15 protein-coding genes are annotated in these 17,299 nt (G+C 39.1%); 9 read left to right on the top strand and 6 right to left on the bottom strand.

Annotation, left to right across the window (positions count from 1 at the left end):
* Positions 1-756 carry a TIGR03915 family putative DNA repair protein gene (locus RG47T_RS09045; protein ID WP_074489115.1) on the top strand — a complete coding sequence of 252 codons (756 nt, stop codon included), beginning with the start codon at positions 1-3 and terminating at the stop codon, positions 754-756.
* An 803-nt stretch (positions 757-1,559) separates the two neighbouring features.
* On the opposite strand, the gene RG47T_RS09040 is transcribed toward RG47T_RS09045, so the two are convergent.
* Positions 1,560-2,078, bottom strand: coding sequence for an SgcJ/EcaC family oxidoreductase (locus RG47T_RS09040; protein WP_074489114.1), 519 nt, complete (start codon positions 2,076-2,078; stop codon positions 1,560-1,562).
* A 211-nt stretch (positions 2,079-2,289) separates the two neighbouring features.
* Between RG47T_RS09040 and RG47T_RS26675 the strand changes: the two genes are divergently transcribed.
* Together RG47T_RS26675 and RG47T_RS09030 are read left to right on the top strand one after the other, a co-directional pair.
* Positions 2,290-3,480: a sensor histidine kinase gene (locus RG47T_RS26675; protein WP_245770892.1), complete on the top strand. Its 1,191-nt coding sequence runs from the start codon at positions 2,290-2,292 to the stop codon at positions 3,478-3,480.
* Positions 3,467-4,198 carry a LytR/AlgR family response regulator transcription factor gene (locus RG47T_RS09030; RefSeq protein WP_074489113.1) on the top strand — a complete coding sequence of 244 codons (732 nt, stop codon included), beginning with the start codon at positions 3,467-3,469 and terminating at the stop codon, positions 4,196-4,198. Before RG47T_RS26675 ends, RG47T_RS09030 begins: the two co-directional genes overlap by 14 nt.
* A gap of 89 nt (positions 4,199-4,287) precedes the next feature.
* Here RG47T_RS09030 and efp read toward each other — a convergent pair whose 3' ends face one another.
* From efp to RG47T_RS09015, 3 genes are all read right to left on the bottom strand, one after another.
* Positions 4,288-4,848 (bottom strand): elongation factor P, encoded by a 561-nt coding sequence (efp, locus tag RG47T_RS09025; protein ID WP_074489112.1) that lies wholly within the window; start codon positions 4,846-4,848, stop codon positions 4,288-4,290.
* A gap of 116 nt (positions 4,849-4,964) precedes the next feature.
* Positions 4,965-6,119, bottom strand: a complete 1,155-nt coding sequence (locus RG47T_RS09020) for an acyltransferase family protein (RefSeq protein WP_074489111.1) — start codon at positions 6,117-6,119, stop codon at positions 4,965-4,967.
* 158 nt (positions 6,120-6,277) lie between these two features.
* Complete coding sequence (locus RG47T_RS09015; protein WP_074489110.1) at positions 6,278-7,174, bottom strand: LytTR family DNA-binding domain-containing protein; 897 nt, start codon at positions 7,172-7,174, stop codon at positions 6,278-6,280.
* 147 nt (positions 7,175-7,321) lie between these two features.
* On the opposite strand from RG47T_RS09015, the gene RG47T_RS09010 reads away from it, so the two are divergent.
* From RG47T_RS09010 to RG47T_RS08995, 4 genes are all read left to right on the top strand, one after another.
* Positions 7,322-7,543: a DUF6965 family protein gene (locus RG47T_RS09010; RefSeq protein ID WP_074489109.1), complete on the top strand. Its 222-nt coding sequence runs from the start codon at positions 7,322-7,324 to the stop codon at positions 7,541-7,543.
* A gap of 240 nt (positions 7,544-7,783) precedes the next feature.
* The gene (locus RG47T_RS09005) at positions 7,784-9,565 is read left to right on the top strand and encodes a response regulator (protein ID WP_074489108.1); all 1,782 of its coding nucleotides are present in this window, start codon (positions 7,784-7,786) and stop codon (positions 9,563-9,565) included.
* Positions 9,566-9,649: 84 nt separating this feature from the next.
* Entirely contained in the window at positions 9,650-10,228 is a 579-nt protein-coding gene (locus RG47T_RS09000) for a Crp/Fnr family transcriptional regulator (RefSeq protein WP_074489107.1), read from the top strand.
* 71 nt (positions 10,229-10,299) lie between these two features.
* Positions 10,300-11,196 carry an SDR family oxidoreductase gene (locus RG47T_RS08995; protein ID WP_074489106.1) on the top strand — a complete coding sequence of 299 codons (897 nt, stop codon included), beginning with the start codon at positions 10,300-10,302 and terminating at the stop codon, positions 11,194-11,196.
* Positions 11,197-11,280: 84 nt separating this feature from the next.
* Here RG47T_RS08995 and RG47T_RS08990 read toward each other — a convergent pair.
* Positions 11,281-12,533 (bottom strand): IS3 family transposase gene (locus tag RG47T_RS08990; protein ID WP_139302423.1). Its coding sequence is split into 2 segments (ribosomal slippage): positions 11,281-12,179 and positions 12,179-12,533, totalling 1,254 coding nucleotides; the frame shifts between segments, so codons are not numbered across the junction.
* A gap of 184 nt (positions 12,534-12,717) precedes the next feature.
* Here RG47T_RS08990 and RG47T_RS08980 point away from each other — a divergent pair.
* Complete coding sequence (locus RG47T_RS08980) at positions 12,718-14,172, top strand: ATP-binding protein (RefSeq protein ID WP_074489103.1); 1,455 nt, start codon at positions 12,718-12,720, stop codon at positions 14,170-14,172.
* Between the two features lie 74 nt (positions 14,173-14,246).
* Here the strand turns inward: RG47T_RS08980 and RG47T_RS08975 are convergent, their stop codons facing one another.
* Positions 14,247-14,849 carry a serine O-acetyltransferase gene (locus tag RG47T_RS08975; protein ID WP_083627346.1) on the bottom strand — a complete coding sequence of 201 codons (603 nt, stop codon included), beginning with the start codon at positions 14,847-14,849 and terminating at the stop codon, positions 14,247-14,249.
* 377 nt (positions 14,850-15,226) lie between these two features.
* Here RG47T_RS08975 and RG47T_RS08970 point away from each other — a divergent pair, with 377 nt between their 5' ends.
* Complete coding sequence (locus RG47T_RS08970) at positions 15,227-17,296, top strand: right-handed parallel beta-helix repeat-containing protein (protein ID WP_074489101.1); 2,070 nt, start codon at positions 15,227-15,229, stop codon at positions 17,294-17,296.
* The last annotated feature ends 3 nt before the right edge of the window (positions 17,297-17,299 follow it).

Below are 17,299 nucleotides of genomic sequence, written 5' to 3'. Positions count from 1 at the left end.
ATGACCACCCTGATATACGACGGTACGTTTGAAGGTTTACTAACGGCCGTTTTCGAGATCTACGAACACCGCCTTACCCATGTGCGCATGCAAAAAGGGGAGTGGCACAATACCGCCCTGTTTGAAAACGTGATTAAAGTAGTAACCGAAAACAGCCGTGCCACTCGTGTATTAAAAGGACTAAAGCAAAAGCTATCTGCCCAGGGCTTACAGCGTTTATATGCCGCGCACATGGCCGAGATGGAGGGAGAGGACGATAACCTGGTTGGCTACATTCGTTATGTGTTTGATGCCCAGCAAAATATTGAAGAAGATTACGGTAATAAATATGTAATGCGGGTATCGGAAATTGTGCGGATGGTAAGGCGCGAAAAACACCGGATGGAAGCCTTTGTCCGTTTTCAGGAATTAAAGGATAAAACCTTTTACTCGGCCATTGAGCCTGACTTTAATGTGCTGCCGTTACTTATTAAACATTTCAGGAACAGGTATGCCGATCAAAAATGGATTATTTATGACATGCGCCGCAGTTATGGATTATATTATGACCTGCATGAAACCCAATATATTTCGCTCGATTTCGCTACCGTTAATCCAGGTAACGTAATATCGGCGTATGATGACCATGAAGCTGTATACCAGGACTTGTGGCGTAATTATTTTACCAGCGTAAACATACCCGCACGCAAAAATACCAAGCTGCATTTACGCCATGTACCTAAGCGATATTGGAAACATTTGACAGAAAAAATTTGAATATTTAATTTTTTAAGCGTTTAATATCCAAGGCATAAGCAGCTTAATGCGTTGAAAATGTTTATAAGTAAAATGTTAATTATACTTACAAAATCATCGAAATTTGTGCTATTGACACAATAGACTCATTTTTAGCATGTTAATAACCTATGTTTTTCTGTTAATAAACCTGTTAAGAAATAAGATAATATTTTTCTTGCAAAAAAGTCTGGAGCTCAGTACCTTAGAAATATCAGAAACGACGTACTTTGACAGCCTTGGGATACGGAAATTGAATCGGGCGAATCTTCGGAGGAGCTAAAGATCGAGGGAAGACCCTGAATGACCACGGATAATCACTATCATTTAAAAGGTGCAGCCAAACCGCAAGAGACGGCTCATTAAGTGAAATATTGCGCAAGCAAGACTTCATGAATACGAATATATTACCGGGGAAAATTTAACAAAGGTATTGTGATTTGCAAATGAACCATAGCATTCTATGGAATGTAGTGCGGAAATTGTAAGTCAAACAATGGTCTCGACAAGTAAGTATTGCTTTGGCAATGCAGAAAAGCAGACCGGTGAAATTACTAAAGCGTTATTGATGCTTTATGAAGGGCTATGGCCAATCATAGGGTTGGGAACGGAGGCAGCATCTTAACTGAAGTTGGCCTCCGTTTTCGCGTTATAAGGTTTTTTATTTTTATAATGAATTCAGGTGAACTTGATTTAATGTGCTGCTTTTTGCAATTGCGGTACGAGTAAGAATATCACGCAGGCAAAGAATTCAGTTTCCATAATTTTTGAAATAAAAACTATGTTTACTTATCCATATGTAATACCGGGTTACTGGGGGCTGCCTGCGCAATTACACTTACATTTTGCGCAGATGTTATGTACCATTTATTGCTCTTCTTTACTAGTACAATAGTTGCAATGTCGTCAGCTTCGTCATGCTTGTTACCGCCTCTGTTAACACCATCTGGGGGATAGAAGGCCGGCATATGTGATTTCCAGTATGCAATGGCCACATCTGGAGTTATAAAGCGGATACTGCTATCCAATGTTTGGGGCACAATGCCTTTAAACATACTGCTTACATAAAACTGATGCGCGTATTGCACTTCTTTTAAACCTTTCCATTGCATACCTACAATGTTTATCCAGTTACAATCCGGCGTCATGTAATCTACCATGTCGCTAAAGTTACCTTTGGCCCAGCTGTTTCCAAAACGGGCAATAGTTTCCCTAACTGCTTTTTCGTCTTTTTCTTTAGTTTGAGCTTTAATACCCGGCGTAATTAAGGCGAAGATTAATAAAATAATAGTTGCTGTTTTCATAGCTGTTTGTAATTGATTTACTCAAAACTACAACCCATATATTAACTAATTTTAGAAATTAGACTAACTACACTATTGCGCAGCTATATACTTGTTTATCAGCAATCAACCCATTTCGTCGTCGACTAAGTGATTGTAGTGTTTAAAAATAGCCGCTGGTCTATTTTATGGCATATCAAAATTTTAATACTACTATGGTTTGTATATTTATATGAAATTTAGAAATATGCAACCGCTGCCATTTGTGTTTTCGGGTCAGTTAAATTGGCGCCTGCTCCGGCATCTTAGTTTCTGGCTTTGCTGGTATTTGTTCCAGACATTCCTATACTCATTTGCACCATCACCCATGCTTACCAAAATGAACTTTTGGTCGCGAATACAGATCAATTTGGGCGAAAGCTTTTTTTACCTGCTGCCCCATGTTTTTTTTGCTTATACGTTGATGTATTGGGTTGTGCCTAAAATGGTTATTACAGCAAAATATTTTCTGGCCATAGTTGCGGTTGTGATACTCATTGTTGTCACAGCGGGGCTGTCAGCATTTATTTCTATTGTGGTGGTAGAAAGCCTGCGCGAGCGATATTTTGAACAATACGCCGGCATAGTTAAGGGCAGCGTTAAAACTCCGTATAATATCATGATATATATGGCATTGCTATCGGGTTTAAGGGGCAGTATTACCATTGGTGGTTTGGCAGCCTCTATTAAACTAATGAAGCATTTTTACGAGAAACAACAACAGGCATTGCTACTTGGGCAACAAAAAGCCGTGGCAGAGCTGCAATCATTGAAAGCGCAGCTACATCCGCACTTCTTATTTAATACACTCAATAATATCTATTCGCATGCACAGGATATAGCCCCTCTAGCCGCCGATATGCTGCTGCGCTTGTCTGCTTTATTACGTTATATGCTGTATTCGTGCAGTAACCAGCTAGTGCCGCTTGAGCAGGAGGTGAGTATGATGATGGAATACATAGAACTGGAAAAAATACGTTACGGCAATCAACTGGAAATATCAATACAAAGCCCGCCCAACTATCACGACTTGCTTATTGCGCCACTACTTATTTTACCATTTATTGAAAATAGCTTTAAGCACGGTACAAGCGGAATGCTTGATAAGCCGTGGATCAATATTCATATTAGTTTAAAACATAATCTAATGCAGTTAAAGCTTATTAATGGTAAGGCAAATGTGCAAGTAGAAAAAACAGGCGGTATTGGTATAGGCAATGTACGCAGGCGCTTATCTTTATTGTATCCGGGCAGGCACGAACTAACTATCATAGAAGAAGATGAGCTTTATATTGTTAACTTAAGTATTACGTTAACTGCTTCGCAAACCGGCGAAGCAAATGCACAACTAACCTATCAAACTCAAGCATATGCAGGTATTTAATTGCCTGGTGGTTGATGATGAACCGCCGGCAAGAGCAGTTATAAAGCGTTACATCGCAAAAATGCCCATGTTGCATTTGGCAGGCGAGTGCGGTAATGCCCTGCAGGTTATTCCTTTTTTACATGAGCATCCGGTCGATATTATTTTTCTGGATATCCAGATGCCGCAGTTGAGCGGACTGGAGCTGGTGCATACGCTTGCACAGCCACCAAAAATAATTTTCACAACCGCATTTGCAGAGTACGCCCTGCAAAGCTATGATTTGGATGCTGTAGATTACCTGCTTAAACCAATACAGTTTGAACGCTTTATGAAGGCGGTAAATAAGGCATTGCCAATTGTGGCTTCGGGGAGTACAAATGAGCAAGCTCCAGCAACAAAACCTGCGATAACAGAAAATAGCACCTTTCTTTATTTCCGCTCTGATCGTAAAATGGTTAAGGTAATTTTAAAAGAGATCCTATACATTGAAAGCCTAAAAGACTATGTAAAAATTATAACAGAAAACGGGCAAGTAATTACCAAATACTCGATGGTTGCGCTCGAAGCCATGCTGCCTGCCCCCGATTTTTTGAGGATACACCGGTCATTTATTGTCGCTAAATTCCATATACGGTCTTACACTGTTCACCATGTGCAAATGGTTAATGCAGAATTACCCATCGGGAAATTATATCAGCGGGAATTTTTTAAATATCTCAATAACAAAGAGCTATAAATACCTATCTATAGCAAAACTTTAATTTAAACGTAATAAAAAAAGCGGCTCATATTACTACAAGCCGCTTAATTCATACTTAAATATTGTTATTTCACACGTTCTACGTATTCACCGGTACGTGTATCTACTTTTACTTTATCGCCTTGATTAACAAACAAAGGCACTTTAATTTCTATACCATTTTCTGTTGTGGCATATTTCATCGCGCCAGAAGAGGTATCGCCTTTAACAGCAGGCTCGGCATAAGTAATTTCTAATTCAACACTGTTAGGTGCCTGCGCCATAATCGGCTCTTCGCTTTCGAAAGAAACGATCACGTTCATGCCTTCTTTCAAAAATTTAGCCGATGGGCCAAATAACGATTTAGGAATATTAAACTGATCGTAAGTTGTGTTATCCATAATCACCATAAACTCACCTTCTTCATACAGGTATTGATAGTCGTTGGTTTCTACACGGCAAATTTCAACTTGCTCGTCGGTTGCTAAACGGGCTTCCACAATTCTTCCGGTTTTAATGTTGCGGAACTTGTCTAAGTAAAACGCGCCGCCTTTACCAGGGGTACGGTGTAGAACCTCTGTAACGATAACCAGTTCGCCGTTGTAGCGTAATATATTGCCTACTTTAATTTCAGATGCCTTTGCCATGAAAAATATAATTGTAAAATTTTGGTACCAAAGATAGACGCTTTTTTGTTTATTATTTGCCTTAATACTTTTTTAAACGATCTGCCATCTTTAACAACTATATTATCACGAAAAATCTAAAGTATTTTCTTAATTACAGGCACCAGCAAAACAAGTGTGCCTAACAAGAAGCTGCTTAAAACAGCTAAGGGGCCTACGATCAGAAGTTTTTGTGCTGGATCAATTGCCCAATTCCTTATCGCAAGCGACAGGGCAATAATGGCAAGCGGATGTAATATATAAACAGCAAAAGTAGCGCGTGATAATTTGCTGAGCAATGAGGATGATTTATTCCATGATTTTTTTCCGGTGGCAAGCAATGCAGTTAGAATGGAAATCCCAATACATTGTTCCCATACGGCATAAAGCAGAGACTGCCAGTGAAAGCCGCCCGAATACCATGAAACCGGCATGTTAAGCTTTACCCTGACAAGGAAAAACACAGGGAAAAATAACAATAGTAATAGTGCAGTTAAGCCCAGTTGCTTCCCGGTGCGGTAAGGCAATTGATTAAACCAATTGTTTTTAAATGCTACTAAACCTACTATAAATAGCACTATGTATTGTGGAAAATGCCCTAACTGGAAACCTAGCGGCTTTAGCACCCAACCCACAGGGAATATGATCCTTACCAGGAAACTGATTATGCCCAATGATATCGCAAATAACAAAATATAACCCGCACCCGGTACAGGCAATGGTTTCTGCGGATTACTTTTAATAAGGCTTCGCACCATGGCATAAATAAGTGTAAATACCAGCAAAGCCGCCACAAACCATAATACACCAAAATCTATCCAACTATCAAAACCACTGAGGTATTGCAAGTAAGTAATATGCCGACCTTTGGCAAAATAGTAAATCAGGTAGTTTATAAAAGGAGAAAAGATAAAGGAATAAAATAGTAATGGGATACCCAGCCTTAACAACCGATCTGCCAGAAACCGGCCGGCACCTTTTCTGTCATAGGATAATTGGGTAAAATAAGCTGCCAGGAGAAAGAAAAAGCCCATAAAAAAAGACTGGTTAAGGCTAACAAACATTGTCATGGGTACAAGTGCGCCCATATGAGTTGTTTTTTGTGTGTAGTACCAACCACCAGAACCACCATAAGTAATAACGGTATGATGCAATATTACCAATACCGTTAAAAATATTTTAAGGTTATCAATGTAAAATAGCTTTTGTGGATGGCCGGGAGCCGATGATAAAGATGCTGTTTGAGAAGACATGAATTTGATGTGTTAAAGTTGATTAGATCTGCCGGGCATTATAAAATAATTACACATGCCTTTGCTATCACATTTCAAACCTACATCATCTATAAATACCCTGCTAGGTGCTTGTTACCGGCAACTAACTTTTGTGATGAACAACAAGCTTAATTATTTTATGCAGCACGAAGCTGCTCATAAAGGCTATTAAAGCCGTTTAACTGCGCCCTTGAAACAGGTATTTTGTTTTCTGCAGCATTAAAAGATAACAGGTATCCCTGCGAATTACCCGACACTTTTTCTATCTGGGTCATGTTAACCAGGTAGGCGCGATGGCACCTGAAGAAGTAGGGATAAACAGCAATTTGCGCCTCAAACTGTTTCAGCGTAATTCTTTTAAGTTCGGTTGTTATAATGCCATGCCTGTTTGTGGTAAGTTCTACATAGTTACCATCGGCTTTGGCAAACAGCAGGTGGTCTGCCATAAAGCTAAAGTCATCCTGTTTAACCTGGGTTTTAATGGAGATCTCGGACACAACTATATTTTCGGTTACACAAGATATTGGGAAAAGATAATCAGCAGGAGCCACAACTTTTTTAAATCGAAAATAGAAAGCAGCAAATGTGAGGTAAAAGTAGAACAGGCATCCTGCCAGGTAACAATTCCTGATCTCTTCCCATAAATATCGTAATGACCAGTTGTCTGGGTTGCTGTAAATCAAGTCGCGCATTAAAAAACTCGACAAACCGATTAAAAGCAACAGTAAAGCCACATGGAGATACTCCTGCAAAAGCGTCCATTTCTTAAGGTTCGAATTTATTACTCTGAAGTGGTTAAGCGTGCTGAAATAAATGCATAAAATTAACGCCGGCGACAGGGCGTGAAGGAAGCAGATTATAAAATAATTAATTTTCTGCTCAGGCGCATATACCCCAAAGGGTTTAAAAAGCATCAGAAAAATAAATAGTATGCCAAATAGTACGCCGGTACTTTTAACCAAATTTTCGGGCCGGTACCTTAAGGGGTAATCAATTTCCTTAAATAGCTGTTCGTGTTTAATATCAAAAGGCATAACCCGCAACTTGTTCTCCGTTTAAAATTACTAAAAAATACGTAGGCTTATTATGATGATTAGTTACAAACGAAACAATTTCTTCCTATCTGATAATATTTCTTTGCTGCTTACTTAAATAGACTGGCTGTTTGTTAATTTTGCTGCATGACAGATGAAGAGTTGATAGCCTATTTTGAATATGCCAAATTACCGGAAACGTTACGCCTGGATAGGGCCAGTACCCAGCTTAATGTAAGAAAGTCGGTAGACAGGAGCCTGGAGGTAATGCTTGCCGACCCGAAAGATGTACATTCAAGATATCACTTAAAAAGGATTGCCGCCGCTATAGAAAATCCTTATTCCGGGCCAGAGATTCCAAGATTTTAATTTCAATAGCCTGCCTTTATTTCTGGCATACTTTAGCAGTATATATGTTACAAACATGATTGCCAGTTAAAAGCACATGCTTATACTGGCTAATTTGCGCTTAAACAGCTGTTTATTGAAAAATAATGCAAAACAGTTTAATTAGTTAAACAACTTTGCTACGCATTTGGCTGTAACCATATAGGTTTTTTATTGCCAGTTACTTATTATATGTAACTTACCGTAAAAATACTGCCGTTTATGCCGATACCTATCTATGTTTTCGGGCGTTACCGCTACCTGTTAAGCCTACAGGATGATTTTATTATAAAAACCCGAATCAAATTACTGCTGGTGTGTATATTGGCCTTTTTGGGGCTTTTTATCACGCTGACAATTCTCTACATATTTCAGGAGCATAATTTTCTGCTTATTCGCTCCTCCATTTATGTAGTGTTATTTACTGTTGCTTTATTCCTTTTGTTTTCGGGGTTAAGATGGCAAATAGCCGGTCATTTCTTTTTAGTTTGCCTAACACTGCTCATATGGTCAAATGTGATCCTGTTTTTGCCTGCAGTAAATATGGTTACGGTGCAATTTACAGTATTAGTTTTAGCAGGCTCTTATTATATCCTTGGCGCCAAATGGGGTATAATTTATTCTTTAAGCAATATGTTGCCGCTAATGGTTAATGTAATTATAGCAAACTATGGTAACTATAGTATCCCAATGCAGCACATGGTGGCTAATAACTATGCTTATGTTTTAACTGCCTGCTTCAATTTTATTTTGCTATTACATATTCATTATTCTTTTTTTAAGGCACTAAATAAATCGAACATTAAAGAAAAAAAATTAAAGAAAAGCCTGCAGATAGCATTGCTGGAAGCCAACAAACTGGCAGAGGCAAAAACCAACTTCCTTACCACAATGTCGCACGAACTGCGTACTCCCTTGAATGCGGTAGTTGGTATGACCAATATTTTGCTGATGGAAAACCCTAAGCCAGCCCAAAAAGCAAATTTAAATATACTGCGGTTTTCTGCCGAGAACCTCATGGCTACAGTTAATGATATCCTGGATTTTAACAAGATCAATAACGAAGAGATCATACTGGAAAAACAAATATTTCAACCGGCAGAACTGGTAACAAACGTAATCAGCACTTTTAATGCTGCTGCCCGCGAAAAACAGTTACAATTGGAGTGTATAGGTATTGCGGCGTTAAAAGGCCTGAATGTTTTAGGCGACCCTATGCGCCTTACTCAAATATTGCTCAACCTAATTGGCAACGCCGTTAAGTTTACAACCAATGGCTTTGTACGTTTGGAAGTTAGCGTTATCAATCGCGATACAAAATCGGCCACCATCAATTTCATATTGTCTGATTCTGGAATTGGTATTCCCGATGAACTTAAGTCTAAAATATTTGAACCCTTTACAGCATCACTATCCCGTACCAGCAGGCAGTTTCATGGCGCCCTAGGTTTAACAATTGCCTTTCATCTGGTTAGGCTGCATGGTAATGAAATGCGTTTTCAAAGTGTGGAAGGAGAGGGAACTCAATTTGAGTTTGAATTGACTTACGAAATATCTGCTGTGCCTTTACTGGCAAAACCTGTAAAGTTAACATCGGCAATAAACGGTTTGCGTGTACTAATTGTTGAGGATGAAAAACTTAACATATTGGTTATGAAAAAAATATTGGCATTGTGGCAAATTATCCCTGATGTGGCGATGGACGGGCAGCAAGGCGTTGATGCTGTAATTGATCGGGATTATGATGTGATATTGATGGATATCAATATGCCCGTAATGGACGGATTTGAAGCAGCTAAACAGATTCGCCAGCTTCCTTTACCTCATAAAGCAAATATCCCCATCATAGCCGTTACGGCTTCTATAAGTGCAGCTATTGAGCAGATTGGCAGGTACCCCTTTATTGATGATTGTTTGCTTAAACCTTTTAAACCAGAAGACCTGAAGGAAAAGCTGATGCAGATTGCCGCGAAAGATTTGGTTGATAAAAACAACTTATCATAAGCCATGTTGCAATTATATCGTTTCGCCTCATTCGATCATTAACGGAGATACTACCAATATCAGAAATGTTAGTACTTTTAATTTATGCTTACCGAATTTGAAGCTTACCTCCAGATGCATGGCCTGCCAGGTGAAGCAATTCATCGAATTAGTGGTCTTGCCACCCGCCGTACATTGCGTCGTAATGAGTTCCTGTTTCGTACCGGAGAAATTTGCAGGCACAAGGTTTTTGTTTTAAAAGGCCTGCTTAGAACCTACAATACTACGCCAGATGGTAATGAACATATTCTGCAATTCTCGCCCGAGCATTCGTGGACCCTGGATGTTGAAAGCTATGACCGGCAAGTGCCATCGCTGGCCGGCATTGGAGCGATAGAACATAGTGAGCTTTTGCTTTGGCATAAACCCGATTTCAATACCTTACTGGCAGAAGTGCCGCAGTTGAAAATATTTGCAGACCAGCTAATTGCCAGGAACGTTCACCAGAGCAGGCACCGTATACTAACTGCCCTAAGCGCTACACCCGAAGAAAAATATGAGGATTTTGTCCGCACATTTCCCGGCTTATTGTCACGTTTACCACTGCGGATGATTGCTTCATACCTGGGCATTTCTTTAAAAACGCTTAACCGTGTTCGGCACGCTCAATTACAGCGATCCTGAAAATGATGTCAAATGACCTCTTTTTTAAAGCCGTTACAGCGCACCTTTGTTGTAAATAAAATTACTATCCTATGCGTGTATTTGTAACAGGGGCCTCGGGTTTTGTAGGCTCCGCAATTGTAAAACAACTTTTAGACAACGGGCATCAAGTACTTGGCCTGGTTCGATCAGACAAGGCTGCACGGCAACTTGAAACCACAGGTGCCGAAGTATACCGCGGCGATGTGAACGACCTGGCAGCAATTCAAAAAGGTGCCGCCGCTTGTGGTGCTGTTATCCACACGGCATTTAACCACGATTTTTCTCAGTACAAAGCCAACTGTGAGGCCGACCGCCTGGTTATTGAAGCCCTGGGCGAGGCATTGATTGGTACAAAAAAACCGTTGGTTATCACCTCTGGACTAGGGCTGCTCAACTATGGCCGCCCCGCTACAGAGGATGATGTATTACAGGCAGGTTCTGATGTGATTGCCAGGGCTGCATCAGAAGAAGCTGCGGCTGCAGTAGCCGCTAAGGGCGTTAACGTTTATACGGTTCGCCTGCCGCCGAGCGTACATGGTGAAGGCGACCATGGCTTTGTGCCAATGATTATTTGTATTGATCGTGAAAAAAATGAATCTGCCTACATTGGCGAAGGTAACAATCAATGGCCGGCAGTGCACCGTACCGATGCAGCAATACTGTACAGGCTGATTATTGAAAAGCAACCAGCCCTCAAAACATTGCATGCTGTGGCCGAAACGGGTATCCCATTCCGGGAAATTGCCGAAGCCATTGGCAAGGGCTTAGGCATACCTGTAGTAAGCAAAACAGGTGATGAGGCAACAGCACACTTTACCTGGTTTACACATTTTGCTTCTATGAACTGCGAAGCTTCCAGTACTAAAACCCGCGAAATATTAGCCTGGGAACCGAAAGGCCCCGGACTTATTGCCGATATTACCAATGCAGATTATTTAATAGATTAAGCCAATTTGTCTCCGGATCATTTTAGTGAGTAGTCCTGAAATAGGTTGACTATTTTTTGATTGCACAAACATTGATAAAAAAGCTCAAACATCCACTAAAGATGTTTGAGCTTTTTTGTTGTATGTCCTTAGTTTGATGGCTTGCTGGTTGTGCATTTGCTTTGGTGTAAGCATACTGCAGCTTAGGTGTGGTCTTTGATTATTATAAGTAACTATACTTTGGTCGGTTTGCAATGAGGCGTCTATAAGATCCTCCATTTGATCTGACAGGCCGAACTCATCTTTCAGAATACCATTTACTCGTTCGGCAATAGCATTTTCATAAGGGTCACCATTTTCTGTCATAGATATTCTTATTCCATTTCGAATAAGACAAGATGTATAAAGCTTACTGCAATACTGTAAACCGCGGTCTGAATGATGTATCAACACATTACTTTTATATTGCCGGTTCTCAATAGCCATTTGTAAGGCTTTAAGTGTTGAAGCTGCTTCCATGTTGTTGCAGAGTTCATATCCCATAATGCGTTTGGAATAGGCATCTGTAATTAAATGAAGATACAGATTGCCATCCTTTGCATCCAGGTAGGTAATATCGGCTACCCAAAGCTGTTCAGGACGAACAATGAGCATCTCTTTGATCAGATTAGGATATTTGCGCAACCAGTGTTTTGAGTTAGTCGTTAAAGTATACCTTTTCCGTTTTAAAACAAGCAACCCTTCGTCCCGAAGCAGGTCAAATAGATAATCCCTGCCTATCAAGACATTATTTTCTTTTAGCAAATAGTGAAGTTTGCGTGTGCCTAATCGCGGCATACTTCTGCGTAATTGCAAGACCGATGCTCTGGCCTGTTTGCGTAAAATAATCTTCTCTTGTCGTTGCTTAATCTGTTTATAGTAAGCCTGTTTACTCAGGCCAAACAATACGCAAAACATACTTACTTTTCTTGGATACATTTTGGCAAGCTCACTGATTGTTTGGCGCCGTCTTTTTTTAAGATGTTTATGCCATCTTCCTTTTCAGCAATCTCAATCAATTTCTCGTAAGCCACTAATTTAAGCTTGGCTTCTTCCAGTTGCTTCTCCAGGTCTTTGATACGTTGTTTTTGTGGATCTTTCATCGGCCGGCCTAATGCACCTTTTTCAGGATGGTGCAATTTACCATACTTACGGCACCATTGCAATATCACTGAATTGCCGCCTAAACCATATTTGGCTTGTAACTGATCTTTGTTCAAAAACCCTCGTTCATATTCCTGAACAACTTTCTTTTTGAACGATAAACTGTAGCGCCCGCCCGGGCTTACATGTTTTGATTTAATTCTTTGACTTTCCATTTGTTGACTATATTTTAGTCAACTTTTTTCAGGACGAGACATAGCCGCAAAAAAAGCCTCAAAGACATCAGTCTTTGAGGCTTTTTTTGCGGCTAATAAAACGTTTCATATTTTTTGTTAAAATTTAAAAATAGTATGTCCGTTAATTAAATTAATACCTTTATCCGGTTGCAATATAATTCATATGAAAGTTTCGAATTTTTCTCAGTTAGATAATGATTTCTACAAAAATATACTGGAGAGTCTGGAAGATTACGGCGTATTTACTACCGATAAGAACGCAATTGTAACCACCTGGAACAGGGGTGCAGAAGAGGTTTTAGGCTATACAGAAGACGAAATTTGCGGGAAATCTGCAAGCATGATCTTTACAGATGAAGATTGTAAAAATGGCGTACCAGAGCATGAGTTTGCAGAAGCACTAGAAAAGGGCCGGGGTGTAGACGAAAGATATCACCAAAGAAAAAACGGCACATTGTTTTGGGCAAGCGGCCTCGTATTTCCATTGTACAACAGTGAAAACGAGCACATTGGCTACACTAAAATTCTACGTAATTTAAGCAGGAGGAAGGAAGCAGAAGACGATGCCCTGGAAGCTCGTAAATATGCGCAAAGCATTGTAGAAACATCAAAAGAACCTATCCTGATTTTAAATGCTGACCTGACGATAAATTCTGCAAGTAAGGCTTTTTTTAAACTTTTTGAAGTTAACAAGGCTGAGGCCGAAGGGAAAAATCTATTTGAGATCCTCTCTGCCACGCTTGACTCCAAACCGCTGGAAGAGGAAATGCAGCATTATGACAGCTTCGAGAACTTTGAATTATTATATAAAGGTACCGATGAGGCGCAAGATGGTACATTGCTGGTATCTTGCCGTAAAGTTTTTCAAACTTTTAAATCCATTGGCCAGCATTTACTAACTTTTCAGGATGTTACCCTGCAACGTAAACTGGAGCAGGCTAAGGAAGACTTTATAAGTGTGGCCAGTCATGAACTTAAAACGCCGATATCTGTTATTAGGAGCTACACCCAGATATTGAGTATTGAACTTAAAGATAAGGTTAACGAGCGGGTAACTACAACAATAGACCGTATTATGGTACAGTCGGATAAGCTAAACCGCTTAACATCTTTCCTACTGGATGCTTCGGCTTTTAAAACAGGCACAATACAACTTAAAAAAGAACCCTTTGTATTATTGGAACTGATTATTGATCTGGTACAGGAAGTAAATCTTGCCAATACCAAACATCATGTTGCCGTTAGCGAAATGTGTGATGCACGAGTATCTGCCGACCGGTTTAGAATTGGCCAGGTACTAACCAATTTGCTCACTAATGCTATTAAATATTCTCCCGAAGCAGGGCAGATCATTGTTAATATTAGTGTAGACGAGCAAACTAAAATGGTGCGGACTAGTGTTCTAGACCATGGAATAGGTATTCCATTGGAAAATCAAAAAAGTCTGTTTCAGCGATTTTCCAGAACAGACCATGTAAAGGCCCGAAAAATGGAAGGTTTTGGTATGGGATTATATATTGCTGCAGAGATCATCAAAGCGCATAACGGTACAATTGGTGTAGAAAGCAAAGGTAAAGAAGGCTCAACATTTTATTTTGACCTGCCTTTATTAAATTAAATAGGATTACATCAGTACTCTGCAAGTATCTGTAAATCAATTTAATACAATCTTTATTTAAGCTACAGTTAAAGCTATAATTTCTGATCGCCTGCCTGTACCTTTATACCATCCTTTTTAATAATATAAGCAGGCACACCCACCACCGTACAGTTGGCAGGCACATTTTTAACCACCACTGCATTGGCTCCAACAATCGAATTATCTCCGATTAAAACATTACCGATAACTTTGGCACCTGCATTAACAGTTACATTGTTGTTTAATGTAGGCTGGTCTGTTTCATTACTGTAGCCTATAGTTACCTGCTGATTAATCCAGCAATTTTCGCCTATTGATTTGGCGGCAATAATGGTAGCGAAACCGTGCTGTATAAACAGGCCTTTACCTACATCATTGGTGTAAATGTATAATGTAGATAGCTTGGGGCAAATAATATTTATAAGGTATTTCCAGGCACCTACGCGTAAATAAAATACGTTACGATATTCAGGATAAAAACTTAACAGATATAAGAAGCTGACGGGCCTGCTGTAGTTAAGCGCATATATTTTAACCCACCTGTCTACATCGGCATAAATAATTTTTCTGTTTTTATGCAGTGCAAATAGCAGCAAGTGCGGTGCACATCTTATCAGTTCAAAGAATACTTTAAATACAAAAACTTTTTGTTTCAAGAGATTGACGTGTCGATTGATTTTTAATCCGATACAGCTAAAACCTAACTTCAGCCGAATTCAGTATTAACCCAAACCAGCTGTTAATGTTTGATTTAAATACCACAAAATAGAGCAAATTACCCTCTCAATATACCTTTTTACTATATACAATGGCGTTAATGTTTGTATATAAGCCATTTATATACAACTTTAATAACCCACCTCACGTATACAACAACAATACATGCGAAAGCTATATGAGCTTTGTAATTGTACTTAAACAAATATTGATAAAAGGCGCTGTGATATATAATTATATATGCTTTTAGTCGGTTATCCAAAAACAAATAATAAAGCATTAATGAGTTATGAAATATACCCCATGTTTGCACAGTATGCTTGTCAAATTTAATCTATCCAGGGTTTTATTGTTGGCCGTTATTTTGTTCGGCTGTAACAATTCATATGCCACTACTTATTATATATCAAGCTCAACTGGTAACGATGCTTATACCGACATCCAGGCTCATAACCCATCTACCCCCTGGAAATCAATCAATAAATTAAACGTTTATTTTAAATCTCTTGGTGCCGGAGACTCTATATTATTTAAAAGAGGGGAGACCTTTTATGGTGCTATTACGGTAGCTAAATCCGGAGCCGTTTTTGCACCTATTTACTTTGGTGCTTATGGCAACGGAAACAATCCTCAAATAAGCGGACTGACTACACTTAAAAACTGGAAGTTAGTTAAGAATGGTGTTTACGAAAGCCCTTGTGTAACTGATGGCAGTATGCTGATTTTAAATGGAGTTCAGCAGGCTATAGGACGTTATCCTAATAAAGGCTATTTAACTTACAAATCGCATCAGGGGAATACATCTATTATAGATAATCAATCTGGTGATTTGACCAATTGGACCGGAAGCGAAGTTGTGATTCGTAAAAACAGATGGATTATTGATAAAAGCACAATAACATCAAACGCAGGCGGGGTTATAACTTATGCTGCAGGTACTAAAGATATGCCTACAAATGGTTTTGGCTACTTTATACAAAAAAATATTAAAACGTTAGACCAATTTGGCGAATGGTATTATGATGCATCACGTAAAATGATGATGATCTACGTTGGTAATAAGAATCCCGAAAACTTAGTTATTAAAACTAATGCAGAAAGCAACCTTGTAAATATTACTAAGTTTAACAACATCGTTTTCGAAAACTTATCTTTTATTGGTGCGGGTAACAATGCCTTTAACATTACCAATTCGAGCAAAATAACTTTAAGGCATTGTACAACTGATTTAACTGGAGCCGATGCTATTTCGGCTAGTTATTCTCCATTTTTGGCTATTCAAAATTGTATCCTTAATCACTCATTGAGCGGAGGCGTTAATATGGACGCGGGCTGTGTTAATTCTGCCGTTATTAATAATGAAATTAAAAATACCGGCTTAATACCCGGTTTAGGAAAAAGTGGTTCTGGTACTTATGAAGCTATTACATCATTTGGAGATAACACCCAGATAGAAAGAAACAAAATAGATAGTACAGGTTATAACGGCGTCTACTTCGGCGGTACGTCATCGTACGTTAAAAATAATTACATCACTTATTTCTGCCTTACAAAAGATGATGGCGCAGGAATTTACATAGGTGATTGGTCTAAAACAATGAGTAAGCGTGTGGTTGGCAATATTATTATGCATGGCATAGGTAATGGCGCTGGCACAACATTTCCGCTATCATTACAAGCAGAAGGCATTTATATTGATGATAATACCGAAAGTGTGGCTATTACCGGCAACACAGTTTCCTTATGTGCTAATAATGGTATAAAAATCCACAACGCTAAAGACATTAATATTTATGGTAACACCGTTTTTAATAACGGCGTGCAACTTAGATTAGAACAAGATCATTATTTAGAAACCAGCACTTATATCCGAAATAATAACATTCGTAACAATACTTTCTTTTCTTTAAATGACCTGCAGCCCAATGCGAAATTCTCTTCTCAGCAGGACGATATTATATCCTTTGGGCAAATAGACAGCAATTATTATTGCCAGCTAAAAAAGGAGATAAGCGCTATTATGGCCTCAACCGTAAAAAATGGCAAAGGTGTTAATCAAACCTACAACTTAACCCGGTGGAAAACAGCTTACGGTAAAGACCAGTTTTCTATAGAACTTTTACCCTACCAGGACATCATGTTTGAATTTAATGTAACAAACGAGGTAAGAACGATAAAGCTGGATAAGCCATATGTTGATGTACATCATAATGTTTACAAAGATAAAGTAAGCATTGATCCTTTTTCATCTATTATATTGGTAGCTAATGAGCAAACCATTGCCAAGTCTGAGCAAAATAATAGTGCTGACAAGAAAGAGATAGCGGCTTATAATGTACCACAAAAAGTAGTTGTAGCTGCTGTAGCTGCCAATGATGAGCGTTAGATT

The sequence above is a fragment of the Mucilaginibacter polytrichastri genome, from assembly GCF_001911425.1.
GTDB lineage: Bacteria > Bacteroidota > Bacteroidia > Sphingobacteriales > Sphingobacteriaceae > Mucilaginibacter > Mucilaginibacter polytrichastri.
The sequence above is the reverse complement of the archived record's forward strand: the minus strand, read 5'-3'. Positions and strand labels throughout refer to the sequence as shown.